Source organism: Oscillibacter sp. ER4, from assembly GCF_000765235.1.
Classification (GTDB): domain Bacteria; phylum Bacillota; class Clostridia; order Oscillospirales; family Oscillospiraceae; genus Hominicoprocola; species Hominicoprocola fusiformis.
In genome coordinates, this window is record NZ_JPJG01000007.1 from 1 (window position 1) to 17,289 (window position 17,289).

The 17,289-nt window shown below is 46.1% G+C and carries 21 protein-coding genes and 4 pseudogenes; 3 read left to right on the forward strand and 22 right to left on the reverse strand.

What is annotated here, in order from left to right; genetic code table 11:
* Positions 1–20: 20 nt before the first annotated feature.
* The 12 genes from NI20_RS0101210 to NI20_RS0101265 form a co-directional block, all read right to left on the reverse strand.
* Positions 21–290: a hypothetical protein gene (locus NI20_RS0101210; protein WP_002578778.1), complete on the reverse strand. Its 270-nt coding sequence runs from the start codon at positions 288–290 to the stop codon at positions 21–23.
* A gap of 132 nt (positions 291–422) precedes the next feature.
* Positions 423–626, reverse strand: coding sequence for a helix-turn-helix transcriptional regulator (locus tag NI20_RS0101215; protein ID WP_033119649.1), 204 nt, complete (start codon positions 624–626; stop codon positions 423–425).
* A gap of 194 nt (positions 627–820) precedes the next feature.
* Positions 821–2,185, reverse strand: coding sequence for a relaxase/mobilization nuclease domain-containing protein (locus NI20_RS0101220; protein WP_033119650.1), 1,365 nt, complete (start codon positions 2,183–2,185; stop codon positions 821–823).
* Complete coding sequence (gene mobC / locus NI20_RS0101225) at positions 2,146–2,475, reverse strand: plasmid mobilization relaxosome protein MobC (RefSeq protein WP_033119651.1); 330 nt, start codon at positions 2,473–2,475, stop codon at positions 2,146–2,148. Before mobC ends, NI20_RS0101220 begins: the two co-directional genes overlap by 40 nt.
* A 259-nt stretch (positions 2,476–2,734) precedes the next feature.
* Positions 2,735–3,397, reverse strand: coding sequence for an SIMPL domain-containing protein (locus NI20_RS0101230; RefSeq protein ID WP_242842890.1), 663 nt, complete (start codon positions 3,395–3,397; stop codon positions 2,735–2,737).
* Positions 3,394–4,053 (reverse strand): VWA domain-containing protein, encoded by a 660-nt coding sequence (locus NI20_RS0101235; protein WP_033119652.1) that lies wholly within the window; start codon positions 4,051–4,053, stop codon positions 3,394–3,396. The genes NI20_RS0101230 and NI20_RS0101235 overlap by 4 nt, the downstream gene beginning before the upstream one ends.
* 111 nt (positions 4,054–4,164) lie before the next feature.
* The gene (locus NI20_RS13940) at positions 4,165–4,977 is read right to left on the reverse strand and encodes an NADAR family protein (protein ID WP_052084341.1); all 813 of its coding nucleotides are present in this window, start codon (positions 4,975–4,977) and stop codon (positions 4,165–4,167) included.
* Entirely contained in the window at positions 4,974–5,399 is a 426-nt protein-coding gene (locus tag NI20_RS0101245) for a hypothetical protein (protein WP_033119653.1), read from the reverse strand. Before NI20_RS0101245 ends, NI20_RS13940 begins: the two co-directional genes overlap by 4 nt.
* A gap of 21 nt (positions 5,400–5,420) precedes the next feature.
* Entirely contained in the window at positions 5,421–5,789 is a 369-nt protein-coding gene (locus NI20_RS0101250; protein WP_033119654.1) for a YkvA family protein, read from the reverse strand.
* Positions 5,786–7,294 (reverse strand): DNA methylase, encoded by a 1,509-nt coding sequence (locus tag NI20_RS0101255; protein WP_033119655.1) that lies wholly within the window; start codon positions 7,292–7,294, stop codon positions 5,786–5,788. The genes NI20_RS0101250 and NI20_RS0101255 overlap by 4 nt, the downstream gene beginning before the upstream one ends.
* 213 nt (positions 7,295–7,507) lie before the next feature.
* Positions 7,508–8,968: an Lsa family ABC-F type ribosomal protection protein gene (locus tag NI20_RS0101260; RefSeq protein ID WP_033119656.1), complete on the reverse strand. Its 1,461-nt coding sequence runs from the start codon at positions 8,966–8,968 to the stop codon at positions 7,508–7,510.
* A gap of 601 nt (positions 8,969–9,569) precedes the next feature.
* Positions 9,570–9,872: a peptidase C15 gene (locus NI20_RS0101265; protein ID WP_002816057.1), complete on the reverse strand. Its 303-nt coding sequence runs from the start codon at positions 9,870–9,872 to the stop codon at positions 9,570–9,572.
* Positions 9,873–9,896: 24 nt separating this feature from the next.
* On the opposite strand from NI20_RS0101265, the pseudogene NI20_RS0101270 reads away from it, so the two are divergent.
* The 3 genes and pseudogenes from NI20_RS0101270 to NI20_RS15555 form a co-directional block, all read left to right on the forward strand.
* A pseudogene (locus NI20_RS0101270) lies at positions 9,897–10,103 on the forward strand (hypothetical protein); the annotation flags it as partial.
* 15 nt (positions 10,104–10,118) lie between these two features.
* Complete coding sequence (locus NI20_RS14385; protein WP_223201969.1) at positions 10,119–10,385, forward strand: RNA polymerase sigma factor; 267 nt, start codon at positions 10,119–10,121, stop codon at positions 10,383–10,385.
* Positions 10,378–10,491: pseudogene (locus NI20_RS15555) on the forward strand (zf-HC2 domain-containing protein); the annotation flags it as partial. The gene NI20_RS14385 and the pseudogene NI20_RS15555, both read left to right, overlap by 8 nt.
* Positions 10,492–11,150: 659 nt before the next feature.
* Here NI20_RS15555 and aph(3')-IIIa read toward each other — a convergent pair.
* The 10 genes and pseudogenes from aph(3')-IIIa to NI20_RS0101325 all read right to left on the reverse strand — a co-directional run bounded on the left by aph(3')-IIIa (position 11,151) and on the right by NI20_RS0101325 (position 17,181).
* On the reverse strand, positions 11,151–11,945 hold the full coding sequence (gene aph(3')-IIIa / locus NI20_RS0101285; protein ID WP_001096887.1) for an aminoglycoside O-phosphotransferase APH(3')-IIIa: 795 nt from the start codon (positions 11,943–11,945) through the stop codon (positions 11,151–11,153).
* 92 nt (positions 11,946–12,037) lie between these two features.
* Complete coding sequence (gene sat4, locus NI20_RS0101290) at positions 12,038–12,580, reverse strand: streptothricin N-acetyltransferase Sat4 (RefSeq protein WP_033119657.1); 543 nt, start codon at positions 12,578–12,580, stop codon at positions 12,038–12,040.
* Positions 12,577–13,068, reverse strand: a pseudogene (locus tag NI20_RS0101295) (aminoglycoside 6-adenylyltransferase); the annotation flags it as partial. The pseudogene NI20_RS0101295 and the gene sat4, both read right to left, overlap by 4 nt.
* Positions 13,066–13,197 (reverse strand): annotated as a pseudogene (locus tag NI20_RS15930) (zeta toxin family protein); the annotation flags it as partial. The pseudogenes NI20_RS15930 and NI20_RS0101295, both read right to left, overlap by 3 nt.
* Positions 13,198–13,235: 38 nt before the next feature.
* Complete coding sequence (locus tag NI20_RS0101300) at positions 13,236–14,279, reverse strand: O-acetyl-ADP-ribose deacetylase (protein ID WP_033119658.1); 1,044 nt, start codon at positions 14,277–14,279, stop codon at positions 13,236–13,238.
* Positions 14,280–14,318: 39 nt separating this feature from the next.
* Positions 14,319–14,765 carry a GNAT family N-acetyltransferase gene (locus NI20_RS0101305; protein ID WP_033119659.1) on the reverse strand — a complete coding sequence of 149 codons (447 nt, stop codon included), beginning with the start codon at positions 14,763–14,765 and terminating at the stop codon, positions 14,319–14,321.
* 34 nt (positions 14,766–14,799) lie between these two features.
* Complete coding sequence (locus NI20_RS0101310) at positions 14,800–15,279, reverse strand: flavodoxin (protein WP_033119660.1); 480 nt, start codon at positions 15,277–15,279, stop codon at positions 14,800–14,802.
* A 17-nt stretch (positions 15,280–15,296) separates the two neighbouring features.
* Positions 15,297–15,998, reverse strand: a complete 702-nt coding sequence (locus NI20_RS0101315; protein WP_033119661.1) for a hypothetical protein — start codon at positions 15,996–15,998, stop codon at positions 15,297–15,299.
* Between the two features lie 53 nt (positions 15,999–16,051).
* Entirely contained in the window at positions 16,052–16,879 is an 828-nt protein-coding gene (locus tag NI20_RS0101320) for a hypothetical protein (protein ID WP_033119662.1), read from the reverse strand.
* Positions 16,876–17,181, reverse strand: coding sequence for a hypothetical protein (locus NI20_RS0101325; RefSeq protein ID WP_033119663.1), 306 nt, complete (start codon positions 17,179–17,181; stop codon positions 16,876–16,878). The genes NI20_RS0101320 and NI20_RS0101325 overlap by 4 nt, the downstream gene beginning before the upstream one ends.
* Positions 17,182–17,289 lie beyond the last annotated feature (108 nt).

Sequence of the window (17,289 nt, forward strand, 5' to 3'; positions counted from 1 at the left end):
TTGCAGCACTCCAATCTTCATTATTTTACGCCAGTATTCGTTTCAAAGATATCAATAAGAAATGGCAACATTGCTTCCTGTTCCCTAACATATGATTGATAGCTAAATATTGCACCTGGTGCATCCAAATCATTTGCATTGCCAACGCATACAAAACCGTTACCTTCAATCCCTATGTAAGTAGTTATATGGTGCATCTTACCGCTGTCATTTTTTTCAATTAAATTCATAAGCGTCAGACCATCACCGATATCATATAGGTCGATTCGTTTCTTTGATTCCTTTTTCATTCTGTCAGACCTTCCCCTTTCACAAATGCAAGAATCTCTTCATAGGATCTGCTGCTATTTATAACCGCATCCATTAATTCTTCCTTACGCAGTTCATTACGCATTTTTCACTGTTGCGAAGCAAGTTCTCATTTAACAACGAACAGCTTGGCAAATATCTCCGATGTCACAATCCAGATAATCACAAATGCGCAGCAGGACAGAAAGAGCTACATCTTCACCTTTGTTGAGCTTGCTCATCGTACCGGCAGCAAGCCCCAAATCTCTTTTGAGCCTGACCTTCGTGATGTCTTTCTGAATAAGAAGCATCCATAATTTTTTATAACTGATCTTCATAAAAGCACCTCTCGCTTTCACAACTGTGAGCTAATATAAGGACTCAGTTTATATTATAGCAGAAAAAGTCGAACTTTTCAATTTACCAATACAAGGATTAACAGAAAAGTTCTAATTTCTTGGACTGTGTTGTTTATCCATAGTCCCGACATATAAAAGCGGGCCTGACATCAAAACAGCCAGACCCGCTTTGTTTACTCGCGCTGAGAAGAACGCTCCTGTCTTTGCTCCTGATCTTCATCAATTCGGAGCAGCATATCCACATTCGCCTTAATGGTATCTATCTGCTTCATCTCTTTTTTGAGCCTTGCCCGCTCATCGTAAAGCCCTTGCTGTTCCTCTGTAAGACGCTGCTGTTCGGCTTGCAATGCTTTCAGGCTCGGTAATTTCTGATCACCCTGCATGGCAAGAAGCGTACTTTTCGCAGCCTCAAAGATGACGAGTTCTGCTTCGTGCTTTGCCCTGAATGCTGGCTTGTCTTTGGCCTTCATGTAGGCATCGTAGACCGGCTTGAGACGCTGATAGTTGCTGATATTTTTGATGAGAGGCTGCACCTGCCGGAGGCGAGCTTCAATCCGTTTCAGGTCCTCGCCGGTGCGGGCATAGGAACTGTGAATATCCTCAACCTTTTTCTCAAGATCGGCATATTGCAGGAGATTGTTTTCGGTCAGATAGTTGAGTGTCTTCGCCGCTTCCTTGAGGTTGTTGATCTTAGCCCAGTGTTCATATCCCTTGCTCTCCTGAGCCTTGATACTGTTCTGGATGTCAATGATGAGAGAGACACCTTTTCTGCCTGTCTGCATCTGACGCTTGCGGGGATTCCGTCCCTGAATGCGTTCCTTAATGCGCTCTTCGGTGTAGTTTTCTCCGATGGTTTTTGCTCGTGTGAAACGCTCTTGACCTTCGGCACGGAAGGAGATGTATTTACCGGTTTTGATTTCATATCCGGCATCCTGCATCAGCTTCAAGAACTCATCAAAGTCCTTTGCCACGATGATGTTTCGGTCAATGGTCAGCTTGAGCTTTTGCTTCCAACTCGTGCCTCGCTTGGCTTCGGTGTACTCCTTGTAGCTCATGCCTTTGCCCTGAGAGGGAGGGATGACCGAGAGACCGTTTTCCTTGCAGAGCTGGTCGCTTGCCTCGCGCATATCATAGTAGATTTTCTTGTAGCTCTTGTAGGCATGATGATCCACAAAGTCCACGGCATTGAAGATCAGATGATTATGAACATGGCCTTTGTCAATGTGGGTAGTCAGCACATACTCATATTTCCCGCCAAGGATCTCATCTGCAAACTGCTTGCCGATCTCATGCGCAAGCTCTGGCGATACCTCGCCAACATCAAAGGACTGGATGACATGGCGGGCAATAATTTTGACGGGATTCATCCCTTGCTGCTCGGCAATTTTTCGCGTCCATTCAAATTCCTGAGCCGCTGTCTCGGCTGCACATCCGTAGGAAGAGACAAGCATTTTATCGTCGGTCTTCTCAGGGTTCATGATGTACGCAAGAGCCTTGTTCAAAGTTCCTCGGATTGCTTTGATCTTAGTAACTGCCATACTTCATCCAGCTTTCCTTTCAGCTCTGCAACATCGTCCTGATAGAAGCGCCCCGTAGAGTTCATCCTTCGGCAGATGCTATTGATATTCGCTCCGATCTTATTGACTGCCGCAGCAAGTTTCTTCTGCTCAGTGTAATCCACCTGTATGATGTAACCGTCAATCGCCATCTTGCGAAGATATGCCCCCATGTTTTTTGTTTTCAGCATCTCCATTTTCCGCTCTATGATCGCCCGTTCTTCCTCGGTGACCCAGAACTTGAGCTGCACTTTCCGCGTTCTGTTTGCCATCGTTCCGTCTCCGTTCTTCGTGAATTAAAGGGCTTGGGATTATCCCAACAAGCTGAAAACGGCGGTTAAGGGGAGGGTTCCCTTAACGCATTTTTCTCCGGTGGGTACTCACCGGATTTGCTTGCTATTCTCTAAAATCGTAATCCCAGTCGGGAGTCCCCGTAAAATACCCCTTCACTTTACAACGGACAAAAAATTGGCGTTTGATGGCTATGCGCAGAAAAAATAATCAAAAAAGCTGTCGTTTACGCTGTGGCTGTCAGCCTATCTCCCATACAAAAGCAGCAGAATCGGAGACATCTATGTCATCCGGCTCTATCTCCGGAGCGCAGCATTTACCCATTGCTGCGGGCGACATGAGGCAGTCTTCCATCTCGTAGCTTGTTCGGGAAATGATGTTCAGTTCACCCCAGTTGTAGTCGATGGAGATGAGTTGCCCCAGTTCTACGCCTGATGCCCTGCAAAGAATCTCTGCCTTAGCCCGCGCATTCTGAGCGGCGCTTATCAGCAGTTCCTCGCTGACCTTAGCCGGATTTTTTACCGTGAATGCAATGCTGAGTTCGGGATCGGCTTTGCTGCCGGTAATGGCAGATATGACCGTCGCAAGGTGCTTGCTGTCGAAATCGAAGGCAAGTTTGAGTCGGTAGACACAGGCATATCCGGCAAACTCGCGCTTATAGTTGCCCTGGCGATCCTTGACATTCTCGTACCGCGTCTCAACATTGAAGCTGGTTGTTTTCAATGCTTCTTTCTCATATCCGACACTGACCGCTGCCGCTTTCAGGTTTTCGATGCGGCGGGCAGCACCGTCCATCGCTTTTTCATAGTCGCTGTCCATAGACTCAACGGTCATGGAAATCGTGATGTAATCCGGCCTTGCCGATACATTGCCAACGCCTTTTACCGTAATGGTTTTCATCATTTTCTTCTGCCTTCCTTTCTCGCTTCATAGTCTTCGTCGATGCGCTTCTTCCAATCGGCACCGAGCGGTGCGCTGCATCGGACTGAGCAAATGGCCTCGCTCAAAACCTCGTAGTTAAGCTGCGTTCCTTTCCCGTCGGAGTGATAGTTCACGGCGCGGTCTTCGCTGATGCCAAAGTGTCTTGCCGTTTCAATCGCGTCGATGTTGGCACCCAAGAACAGGAACTCCCAGCCGTACTTTTCCTTCTGGCGCTCGATCATCTTTTTGACCTTATCGCTGTCATAGCGACGGCTGGCGTTCTCCATTCCGTCTGTGGTGATCACAAACAGGGTATGCTCCGGCACATCCTCAGCCCGTGCGTATTTATGGACATTGCCGACATGATGAATCGCCCCGCCGATAGCGTCCAGAAGAGCGGTGCATCCGCGCACCGTATAGTCCTCATCGGTCATCGGTTTGATACATTTGACATCCACGCGGTCATGAATAACCTCGCTGGTATTGTCGAAAAGAACAGTGGAGATGAGAGCATCGCCCTCGGCTTTTTGCTGCTTTTCAATCATGGAATTGAAGCCTCCGATGGTGTCTGCCTCAAGGCCACGCATGGAGCCGCTGCGATCCAGAATGAATACAATCTCGGTCAGATTCTTTCTCATGTTCAGTACCTCCGTAAATGAAAATATGACTGCTCGGTTTTCACCTTACAGTCATATTATACGGATTTATTCGGTTGGTTTGGTCGCATGGCAAGCGACAATTACTGCGGCTCAGGAAAGCCGGATAATATCATACATATCCTGCTTTAATTCCCAAAAACCAATCGCAGGAGGTTCGCCGCCTGTATTGGCTCTCATTGCCTGTTCCCATTCGCTGAAAGTGTAGTCATACAGGAAACAGACCTTATCAGGAATACCGAGAAGTGTTTCCAGATAGGCGTTAATCGTATCGTGGAACTTCGGATGTCTCCTGAATGTTCCGGCATATCCGTTCCATACAGGAAACTCCATGTCGCGGGCATCCGTATATCCGATCCTCCCAAGCTCCGAGGCACGACGCAGCTCATCGCGCACTTCCATCAGAATGCGTCCGAGATAATTTTTGCCGTTCCACTGGCTCGGATGGCCGCAGTCCGGATCATCAATCGCAATGCCGATGCCCCATTTCGTGTCCTTTGGAGAACACTCTGCAAGCAGGTTCTCACCGGTATCAAGCAGTTCCTTGAGAATATCCGGGTTCTGTTCAAACTTCGCCCGGACACCCCGTTTAACGATGGTGTAGGAAGCCTTATCCCATACATCAGCATTGAACTCGGGGAAGTATGTGCGTCCCAGCTTCTTCATTTCGGAAGGGCTGTCACTTTGAAGGATTCTCTCACCAAGATCGTACTGCCGGAACATCATGACCTTGTGGTACATCATGAATTGCTCGGCAGAAGTGAAGTGCTTCCCGGCATAGTCAAACTCTGCGTGATACCAGTTGCTAAAGCAGCCGTGTTCTTCGTACTCATGGTAAAATCCGATCACATTTCTATCCGGTTCGGGGATCACAAAACTGTCGTTGTCTTTCGGTTGCAAGATCATTCCAGTACACTTCCTTTCGTTGGCAGCTCGATGGACAGAACATCGTCCATCGGTATTTTGGTTCCGTTCTCCATAAAAATGATTCTCTCGAAGTCATCTATCTTTTTGACGGTGCCGGAGGCAGTAAGATATGCGCCACCTGCTTTTCTGTCATCCGGCTTGAAATAGGTTATATGGACTTCCGGTTCTTCGTCCAGACTGTCCATAAGAAGCTGAAACTTCATATTCAGAATGCTCAGTTCTTCTTCACCAAGCTCGATTTTCTCATCGGTCAGACGCCCGGTTTCCTTTATGGCCGCGTCATATCCGGTAAGAGCTGCAAAAGGAGAAAACTGCGCCGCACGATCCATCATCGACATCTGCGGCCGGGTGGCAGATACATGGTGCGGCAGATTGATTATATCGTTGTAGTTATCCGCCATGGCATTCCTCCGTATTCAGGCTCACAGCCAGATTGCCTTGACAATCAGCCAGAGAATCAGCAGCCAGATGAAAATAATGGGAATGGCAAAGTACCATTTCTTCGGCTTTCCATCAACCCACATATTCTCAGACTCAGACTGACAGCGTTTCCATACTTCCTTTGGGATCAGCCTGATCGTCAGAGCTATCAGTGCGGGAAGCAGAAGTACATCATCCAGATACCCAAGTACCGGAATAAAATCAGGTATCAGGTCAATGGGTGACAGCGCATAGGCAACGGTAACAGCCGCCGTGATTTTTGCAAGCAGCGGTGTCTCACGGTCCTTCAAAGCGAGAAATACAGCCGGAACATCACGCTTCAATTTCTTTGCCCGTTCTTTCAGCGTCATGCCTTGTGACCTCCGATCTGCTCATTCCGGTCCTTGGCGGTTGCCCCTTCCTCAAGGTTCATGCCTTTCAGGATCGCATTCTTTCCGTATTTCTTTCGGATGGTCAGGACTGCCCGCTGCATCTTTCGCTCCCGTTCACGCTCGGCTTCTTCCTTTTTCTGCTCCGCTTCACGGGCAGCGTAGTCGGTGAAAAAATCAAGCTGCTCAAATTGCGATTCCTGCTTTGGAGCTGAGGCTTCGTCAATGACATGGTTTGCGGTAATGTTCAGTCTGCGTATAAGCAAATCCCTGTAAGCGATACGGTCAAACAGCTCTGAGGTTGCATCCAGAATGAGTTTGGTCGAGGAAGTGTGACGCCCGAGGTTCTGTGTGCCGTGTGAATGCTTCGGTATCTGCCGCCCGTAGTGATCTTTCACGATGTCACCATGATACTTTTTCCGACGCTCAGGATCAGTCAGGTTCTCAATGTCGTAGCCAATCGTGACAACGATCTGATCCGTGACAAGCCCTTTCTCCACCAAATCCATCACGAGAGAATCCGCCATTTCCCGGAGTACGAGTTTTGCCTTCTCGGCGGTGTAAGGCTGATGCAAAACCTGACCGGAGCCGAGACTGTTTGTGCTTGGACGGTATGCCTTGATTGCTTCGATGGTGCAAGGCTCCCAGCCCCACGCATGGTCGATCAACAGCTCCGCATTTTTGCCGAAGAGCTTGTATAGCTTTTCCTCGTCATGGACAGAGCATCGTGCCACATCGCCCATCGTGAACATCCCGTTCTGTTCGAGCTTTTTTGCATAGCCGTGACCCACACGCCAGAAGTCGGTGAGGGGCTGGTGCGCCCAAAGCTCACGCCGGAACTTCATTTCGTCCAACTCTGCGATACGGACTCCGTTTTTGTCGGCGGGGATGTGCTTTGCCACAATGTCCATCGCTACTTTGCAAAGGAAGAGGTTCGTCCCAATCCCGGCTGTTGCCGTGATGCCGGTCGTTTCAAGGACATCCAGAATGATCTTCATGGCGAGGTCATGGGGAGAGAGCTTGTAGGTGTTCAGGTAGTCGGTGACATCCATGAATACTTCATCAATGGAGTAAACCACAATGTCCTCCGGTGCGACATATTTCAGATAGACATTGTAAATCCGGGTGCTGTACTCCATGTAGTAGGCCATGCGCGGCGGAGCGATGATGAAATCAATCGCAAGGTTTGGGTTATCCAACAGCTCGGAATGAAAGTGGGAAGACCCTTCCAGCCGATGTCCCGGCGCGTCATGCTGCCGTCCGGCATTTGCTTCCTTTACTCGCTGCTTGATCTCAAACAGACGGCCACGGCCTGAGATACCGTAGCTCTTTAGAGAAGGAGTAACGGCAAGGCAGATGGTTTTATCGGTGCGGCTTTCATCCGCAACGACGAGGTTAGTGTCCAGCGGATCAAGCCCGCGCTCCCGGCACTCAACCGAAGCATAAAAGCTCTTGAGATCGATTGCGATGTATGTGCGTTCTTTCATGCTCCGGTGACCTCCTTTCATATCGCTATATCAGCTTGACAAACTGGAATTTGAGTCTCTGTAAAGCTGGAATTAACCCATACAATTATTTTAATTTAGAGGTTCTTACGCAATTATCCGTATTTTGTAATTTTTCAATACTGGAATGCCAGTGTAAATCAGCATTCTCCATTTTTATTAAAGCGAAAAACGTAAAATTGCGGAAGAACCAATTTAGATATTCACAATTTTACTTGCCACAGTATCTCGAAAAACACTGTCATGTTCTACCAGGAGCATGGTCGGGGCAAACTCCGTTATGAGTTGTTCAATCTGCATACGTGAGTACACATCAATAAAGTTGAGCGGTTCATCCCATACATACAAGTGTGCCTTTTCACAAAGGCTTTTCGCAATTAGGACTTTCTTCTTTTGCCCGCCAGAAAAGTCTTTAATATCCTTTTCAAACTGTACACGCTCAAAGTCCATTTTCCTAAGAATTGCCTTGAACAAACTTTCATCAAGGTTGTTTTCTTCTGCAAACTCGGAAAGGGTTCCACATAAATACGATGTATCCTGTGGCACATAAGAAATTACAAGCCCAGAGCCAAGTGTTACTGTACCCGTATAATCTATGGACTGCCCGACTACCAACTTTAACAGGCTACTTTTGCCACTGCCGTTCTTTCCATCAAGCACAATGCGTTCTCCCTGTCTTATTTCAAACGAAACGGGTTCACAAACTGAAATGCCATCATAATAAACTACTACATTCGATAATGATGCAAGCAAATCTGTATGGTAATTAAGCGGTTGTATCTTGAGGGCTTCTGCGGTTTCCACATTTTTCAGCAATGCTGATTTTTGTTCGATTGTCTGTTGTTGTCTCGCTTCTATAGATTTTGAACGCTTCATCATTTTGGCGGCTTTATGACCGACATAACCTTTATCTCCTGCCCCAATTTTGGAAGCTTCTACACGTTCAGACCATACTGCAGAGCGTTTTGCCGACTGCTGTAATCGTCTGATGTCCTTTTGCAAACGTTCGTTCTGAGCCAGTTCAAATTCTTGCTGTCGCTCAAAATTTGACATCCATGATGAAAAGTTTCCTCTTTGCACTTCGATATTCGCTCGGTTAATCGATAGAATATGGTCAACACAATCGTCAAGAAAGCGACGATCGTGAGAAACTAAGATGAATCCCTTTTTCTTTTTCAGATATGCCGCCACACTTTTTCTCGCTTTGGCATCCAAATGGTTGGTAGGTTCATCAATCAGTAGGAAATGCCCTTCATTAAGAAAAAGAGCGGCAAGCAAAACCTTTGTCTGCTCTCCGTTGGAAAGTGTTTCAAAAGGTCGCCAAAGCACATCGACATCAACATCAAGATAAGAAAGTTCTCGCATAAGTTCCCATTCTTCCGCAAGTGGGCAAACCTCCTGCAATATATCCTCTGTAATACGATTCTTATCTGAAACGGGATAAGGAAAATAATCAAACTGTACGGATGATAGGATTTTTCCGCTATACTCATATTTCCCAAGCAGAAGATTCAGAAAGGTTGTTTTACCTCGTCCGTTTCTGCCCACAAAACCAAGCTTCCAATCGGTATCAACCTGGAAACTGACATTTTCAAAAACATTATCATAACTTGTCGGATATGAAAACGTAAGGTTTTCAATTTTAATCATTGACATAAATATTATCCTCCTTTGCCTGTCATACGATATAAAGTCGGTTCGGTGAATGTTTACTACGTATAGATTTCACCAAAAGGAACCGACACTATACGGAGTGAATCATGTGTAACTATCTGATCTGCACTATTCATAAAGCACCTCCAAAACAAAATAAGAGCCGCAAGAAAGTTTATCCTTGCAGCTCGTCATAGCATAATAACACCACTAAGCAAAAGTGGCAACAGCACTATATTGAGTAAGATAGACATATAACTTTCTTGCAATAGACACAATAATGCCAAAGTATAGCACTACCGCATATTTTGATTTTATTTGCAAGAAAAGTTAATCATCTTCCCACCTCTTTCTAAATTTCAAAATATTATACCATAAATCGCAGGCAAATACAAGTGGTTATAAAAATTTAACAAATCGCTTATAATACAATCATATAACTTTACGCATTCCTTACTGACCGTAAAATTCCGATTTATTGATAACTCATTATATCATAAATCTATTCACTGTATCATAAATCTATCCACTTTTCAATCTATATCACGCAATTAACTTGGAAAGGAACACCGCCGAGCAATGGGTTATCTCGGCGGTCACTCTTTTACTCGTTGTCCGCTCCATACGATACCGACGACGGAATTCCGTTATCATTTAGATTTTTCTCGATATCCTTCACCGGAAGTGAGGAAAAATACGCTTCTCTTCCCTCTTTTATTATAAGCTCGTGGCACGGCTTGTTTCCGGCGTTGTCGGGAATGCGCGCGTCCATTATGTTCACGGCTATCATCTCGGGAGTAATGGCGGCTCTCCCTCCGGCTTGACCTACGCACACCACCGCGTCGGGTCTGTATTGCTCCACCGCTTTTTTAAGAACCTCTCCTGCCTTTCCAAACACCGTCGGCACTTCGAGCTTTAAAATTTCCGCGCCTTGTATATCGTTTTAAGGGCAAGTAAAGAAGAAACTATGAAGCGAGCTATCGAACGCTCAAAGTTAGACAGAGAAACAAATATTGAATTAGTTGAAACAATGTGGAAGCAATTTTCCAATTTGGGAATCTATGAATTAAATGTTATAGATATAACTACGCATTCAATCAAAGATACTGTTTCCGCAGTACAAGAAAAAATCGCAAGTAAGCGCACCACTCTTGTGGAAGAAAGCGAACTTACTCATGTTGCGGCTCCTGATAATCCCACGAAAGAGTTTGAGAACCGGCAAGAGCGTTTTGCACTATATCGAGCAATGCAACAGTTAGATGCCGAAACTCGTGAAGTAATCCATCTGCGATTAGCCGGTGATTTCTCTTTCCGTGACATCGGTGACATTCTTGGGCACAGCGAAGTATGGGCTCGAGTGCGCTTTTATCGTGGTAAGGAAAAACTTGTAAAGATTATCGGAGGTGATAACAATGCGTGAAACCAATCTTGACTGCTGCGTAGTCAGGGATTTACTCCCATCCTATCTTGAAGAATTGACCGAGACAGAGACCTCTGCTATGGTCAGAGAACACATTGAGCATTGTGCGGCCTGCCGCCAGCTTGAAGAGGATATGCGCAGGCAGGTTCCTATTGAAAAAGCGCCACAGCGTGCACTTAGATTTTTAAAGCGTGTTAAACGCACTCGCTTAATAGCGGCAATTCTTTCCGCACTTGTTGCCCTGTTTTGTATAGGGTGGCTCTATGATTTGGAGTTTCATTATGCCAATACAGAAGCCGGTAGGCTGGAAGCGGTATGTGACTATATTCCTTCACCGGAAGGCAACACTATTTCCGGTGTGGAAGCAGGAACTCCGGTTCGTGCAGTCTCGTGGCAAACAATAGACAATCACCTGCTGATCTTTTTCGCAGCTGATAACGAGGAAAATGTTCATGGTGTTATGCATCTTTACTCTGTTAATCCTGTTCAAATTTTATTCCTCCTCTGTGACTTCCATAAAAAGTATATCCTATGCGTTCTTAAGCTAGCTGCTGTTAGTGCTTCTCATTGCACCCTGGTTATAAAAGCCATACTCACAAACCTCTTCACCAAAACTCTTTACATCTCTAATATAGAACTCTATCTAGCGAACTTTTAGAAAAGATATAAAACATCAGAGTATGGACAGTTGCGGATGTACTTCAGAAAAGATTAGATGTCTAAAAAGCTTGTAGTTAAAGCTTTTTAGACATCTAAATCTAGGTACTAAAACAATTCATCCAGTAAAATATAATATTTTATTTTCTCCCAATCAGGCTTGATCCCCAGTAAGTCAAAAAATAGCTCGACATACTGTTCTTCCCCGATATCCTCCCTGATCGACCGGACGCAGAAGGCAATGTCATACCACTTGTCCGCCCTGCCGCTTCTCCCAAGATCAATAAAGCCACTTACTTTGCCATCTTTCACAAAGATGTTGCTGTCTCCCAGGTCGCCGTGGGAAAAGACAAGTTCCTCTTCGGGCTTTTCCGTCTTTAAAAAATCATACAGCTCGCGCGGATCTTTAAATGGAGTGTCTTCTTCCCAGTTTTCGCAATCCACATCGGCCAGATCGTTATTCAGTAAGTAATCCAATTCGGCTAAGCGGCTGTCTAAGCTATTCGTATAGGGACAATCCGATATGTCGATGGAGTGAAAGAGCCTGATGCACTCCGCATACAGCTCGATAATCTTTTCAGGGCTTTGTTCATCTTCATACTCTTCCGAGCAAAGGACGCCATCGGCCTCACTCATGAGCAGATTGCTCCAGCCATCATGCCGTTCAAAGTGCAGGACCTTTGGAACAGGCAGCTTTCCTTCCAGCCATAGCATCATGTCCTTTTCCCGTTCCACATCATAGGTGGTCCCTTTATACCGGCTGTCCGTCATTTTTAAATATAGGTTTTCATTTTCTCCCACCAGCTTATATACCTTAGCAGGAGACATTCCTTCCGTATCTTTTACGCAGCGGTATTTTTCGATCAGTTTTTTCAATTCCGGTGATATTCTCATTTTAGCCATTTATTATTTCCTTCCTCTTTTCTACAGTATTTAAAGATACCCCAAGAAGCTAATTATAACAAGACGAACTCCAATTCACTGTTCCTTGCATTCTAAAACCTTAAATACCAGAAAACAGCTTTTTCAAAGTTGTTTTCAAAGTTGGCGTATAACATAGTATCGACGGAGCCGATTTTGAAACCACAATTATGATAGAATTTACAAGCTATAAGGTTATTGTCCTGGGTTTCAAGCATTAGTCCATGCAAGTTTTTATGCTTTGCCCATTCTATAGATATATTGATAAGCGCGCTGCCTATGGCTTGCCCCCTGAAATCCTTACATACGGCGATATCTTCTATATAAGCGTACCGGTTCCAATTTTTTCGCAGTTTAACTTTTCCGACGCATTTATCGTCTTGGTAGTAAAGATATATTATCTTATCAGTATTGTCAATATATTCAAGGCAATCTGCCTCCTCATCCTCTTCATCCTCTTCGTCTTGGTAGCTTTTTAAATATGGCGCTTCATAGAGTAATTCTGTAAAGGTCCAATTCTCGTTTTCATACCTCGGTATAATCTTACCTATCACCTCAAATGGTTCGCTGGGTTTATCGATATCTTTCAGGTGCCCTGCTTTCATTTCTGTAATCACTGTTCCCGCCTCTCTTCTATATCAGCGGCATATGTGCTATCCAGGCAGCCGGTTTTACCAGTGTATTTTTTATACATGTCCCTGGTATATTTTGTTATATTCCTATCATACTCCGGATAGGCATAATGAAGCCTTTCCGCCACCTCACCGGATACCGCCCTGAACAATTGATGGCATAGAAATAATGCTTCCCATATGTTTTCATAGGAATCCATCCGGTAGGTGGACAAAAGTTTCTCCCACAAATCCTCGGATATATACCTTTCAATAAACTTATAGTTCTTGCCTACACTTAATTTAAAGCCTGTTTCGATGCCGACCTTCCATGATATCATTCTCAGCAGCTCATGGCGAACAATCTGATTAAAATGATCAATAGCAAATAAAATTTCCTTACGGCACAATCCTTTAATAACATAAGGTGTTACATTCCAAAATTCATTGCAGCAATCATCATACTCCCTTGCGCTTGGCTTTCTTACATGATAATGATAAAAGTCATCTGTGTGCATATGCACAGACTTTTCCAAATCTGATTCTTTTGCAACAGCAGATGCCGTTGTAGTTTTTCCTGTCCCCGGCGCACCTGTGATTACAATAATTCTACCTTGATTCATCTATATTTTACCTCCACAACTTTCGATTTGTCGTTCTCTCACGCACCGAGCAAACTCTGGTCAAAGGCGAACAGAGCCTCGTTGATTTCAAAGACATTGTAGTTCTCATTTTCGATGAAATACTCAATGATGATGTCGAATTTGTTTGAGTGAGACAGCGCGAAACCGGCTTTCATGAGCATATTCTTCGTCTCTTCCAGAGACAGCTCAAGCGCGATGGCAAAAGCAATAGCTGTCGGCTTGCTCGGCTTATACAGCTTATCGCTGCGGATCTTCGAGAAGAGTTTGCGGTCAATGTTGGCTTTCTTGTAACACTCAGCGTCCGTCATGCCTTTTTCATCGATCTTACGCAGTAGCATCTCGGAAAAGCTCTCGTCGATCTGACCCAGCGCTTCATCCAGAGATTTCATCTTCTTGGGAGCTGCCATAGGCATTGCCATGATAGGCTCTGCCATTTCGTCGGCCTCTTCACAGACCGACGCTCCGCAGACCGGCTCCATATCCGGAAGGGCATTCAACCGACGCAGACGCTCCGAGTAGTTGTCGGAATGCTCGTCTACATAGTTATCGTCTATGTACTCGGCAATGTCCGCATAGAGCTTCCCACTGATCTGATACGCTTTCCGGTCGAAGATGACGATGTAGACGGTCATATCGTTTTCCAGAAGAAACTCACTGATTGTATCAATGGCGATCCTCAACGCCTGATCCTTCGGATAACCGTAGATGCCGGAAGAAATGAGGGGTAAAGCAACCGTCTCGCATCCGTTCTCCTTTGCCAGAGCAAGAGATGTACGGTAGCAGGAGATGAGCTTTTCACGCTCCCCGTGCTTGCCGTCCCGCCAACGGGGGCCTACGGCATGGATCACATACTTGCAGGGCAGCTTGTAGCCCTTTGTGATCTTGGCACTGCCGGTTTCGCAGCCGCCCAGCGTCTTGCATTCGGCCAGAAGTTCCGGTCCTGCAGCACGATGAATGCAGCCGTCAACACCCCCGCCACCGAGAAGCGACGAGTTTGCTGCATTGACGATTGCGTCCACTTTCATTTTCGTGATGTCATTTCTGACGATTTGAAGGGGCATAAAACCACCCGCCTTTCTTAGCTACAAATTGGAAGTTATCTACTTCTCCATCACATAATTTGTCAGGTCGATTCCATATCGGATAACTGTTTGTTTCTTCACCACTCGGTATCCTCGATGCTGAAAAAATGGTTTTGCTGTAATGGATGCGTGCGTTGTGATGAGTTTTCCGTTTGCGAGCCGTTCCAACTCATCGCAAATCGCAGATGCAATTCCTTCACGCTGATGGTCTTTATGAACAAACAACCTATCCAAATAACCAGTTCTGTCAATATCTCCGAAACCGACGATTTCATCACCTTCTACTGCGACAATAGTTCTATGCTCTTGAAAAGACTTATCCCATTCATGCAAATCTACTTTTCCTGTTGCCCAGACATTTAACTGTTCTTCTGTATAATCCTTTGCATTAACACTGTGAACGGTTTGGTAAAACAATTCTGCCATCTGCTCACAGTCAGCAGGTTCATATTCTCGAAGCTGCATTTTCTTCCTCACAAAATGCCGATTTATCTATATCTTATGTATTCAGCTCGTCAACCCAGGCTGCAAGCTCCTGATGACTGACGCTCTGTTTGAAAACCTTGCCCTCGACCAGTTTTGCACCCTTGCAGCTCGGAGCAAGGTTTTTGTTGGTCTGTCCCATGCCGCTTCCGCCGGAGGTTGCAAAGGGAATGATTGTCTTTCCGGTCAGGTCATAGCCTTCAAGGAAGGTGTTGATGATATGGGGAGCCACATACCACCAGATCGGGAAGCCGATAAAGATTGTGTCGTAGTCAGCCATGTTGTCCCGCTTACCGGCGATGGCAGGACGGGAGGCAGGATCGCTCATCTCAACACTGCTGCGGGATTTTGCGTTCTGCCAGTCAAGGTCAGCCCTGCTGTAAGGCACTGCCGGTTCAATTTCGTATATGTCCGCACCGATGGCCTCAGCCAGTTTTTCGGCGACCTTTGCGGTCACTCCGGTTGCGGAGAAGTATGCCACAAGTTTTCTGCTCATTGTCTGTTCCTCCAAATTTATTCGTCTTCCTCGTTCAGCACTGCATCCAGCAGCTTTTGAAGAAGGGTAATCATACGGTTCAAATCCATGCCTTCATCTTTGGTCTGCCCCATATGATCAAGCACGGCCTTGAATGCCGTAGTTCTGTCTACTTTCGTTTCTGCATCAAAACGGTCAAGAATATCTTTCATAATTAGCGAGGCTTCTATCTGCTCCTGTGTCAGTCCGGGTATTTGCAGCAAGTCGGCCAGCTCCGCATCTTCCATGATGGTTTCGTATTTAAGATAGTCACACTGCTCGTCTGTCATCAACTCCTGAAAGTAGTTGATCATGATGTGAATGCGAAAACCTCCGTCTTCTTCGGGTGTGATGCAGACATAATGCGCCCTTTCACCAATGTCCTTCAGCAGGGACATATCTTCCTCGCAGTCAAACTCAATCATTCTGAGATACAGGTTGATCTCGGAGTGAAAGCGCTGATAGTCCACAACAGCGTGAATCCGTCCGTGATGATCCTGCGCGAACCGATCACAGCGTTCCAGCAGATACTCATAGTTCGCCTGATCCTCCGGCACAATGACCTTGGGGATTGCGTCCATCTTTTTTGTAAAGGAGGCAAAGAATCCATCCGGTGCCGTGACCTGCTTAAAGACTACATCCGCGAAGCTGTTATTCTCTGATACAAGCTCGTAGTTCCGGTCAAAAACGATATTCTCCATTCTGTATTATCCCTCCGATCACGCTGCGTTTTGTCTGTCTCCCGGTCGGCGTATCACTCACTCCTTGCAGTGATGTCCCGCTGGAAGCGATGAAGAATCGCCTGAGACAGAATGTTCAGGTACAGATACCCGATGTGGTAAATATAATCAATGTCAATCTCGATCAGCCGGGTTCGGAGCTGGGTGAACACAGCTTTCAGCATTTCCATGTAAAGTGTGTCGTTAAACAGCCCCAGTTTGCGGATCTGCTTTTCTGCATCTTCCCATGTCGGGGAGCTTTCAATTTCCCGGCTGGTCATGATGGCTGTCAGAATCTCACTCATGATCAGCTTGCCGGTACTCGGGTCAGTAAGCTCGTCTCTGAGCTGCCGGAGCATGGGTTTGATGCCTCTGAGTGTATTGTTGACAAGGTTGTCATCGCACTCGAAGGCAATGATCTCGGCAATGCACTCCCGCCAAACAGCATATCCAGCGTTGATGAAACCGTCTTCCTCAGCGTTCGGGGCATAGTCCTCGCAATACTCGTCGTAGAAACTTCTGCCGTCCAGCTCATTATGAGCGCAGAATATATGTGCAAGCTCATGAAGCAGAACATGGTTCAGCTCGCCCGGAGCATAGTCAATGTCGGTACGCAGAAGGATTCCGTCCCTGTCACCGGCATTCTTTCCGATGAATGCAGACGCCCGGAAATCAAAATAGCCTTCTTCCTTGTAGCGGTCTGCCAGCCGGTACGGAAAACAGGCTTTGCAGAACTGCTCGAATACCTCAACCTGATTGCCGGTTTCAAAACACGCAAGCACAACATTCTCCGATGAAAAGTCCGCGCCCATCTGCTCATTGAAAACAGCCATTGCCCGATTGAGACAGGCCGTGCAGTTCATTCGGATTCCTCCACAATGCCGTATTCGATCAGAACATTCTTCTCAGCGTACTTCGGATAGACAATGCCGGTCATCTCATACTGATATTTCCTCACGCGACGGAACTCTTTGACAGGTTCCGGTGCAAATGCAGCCGTCTCGCAGTTTTCATATTCCGGCATACCGGCCAGATCATCGGCTGCGGCCTTAATCAGCGCATCCGTCACTTCATAAATGTCCTTACCGTATTCGACGGCAACAAGCTCGTGCTTGCGGACATCCTTATCAATGCTCCCGAAGGAGCGGTACAGAATATATTTCATACAGCTTATCTCCATTATTTCAGGAAATTACTTCTATGGTCAATCGGTCTGAGGTCATAACCAAGCTCGTTCAGGTGCGCGATCTTCAAGGCAACAAGGTTGATGTCG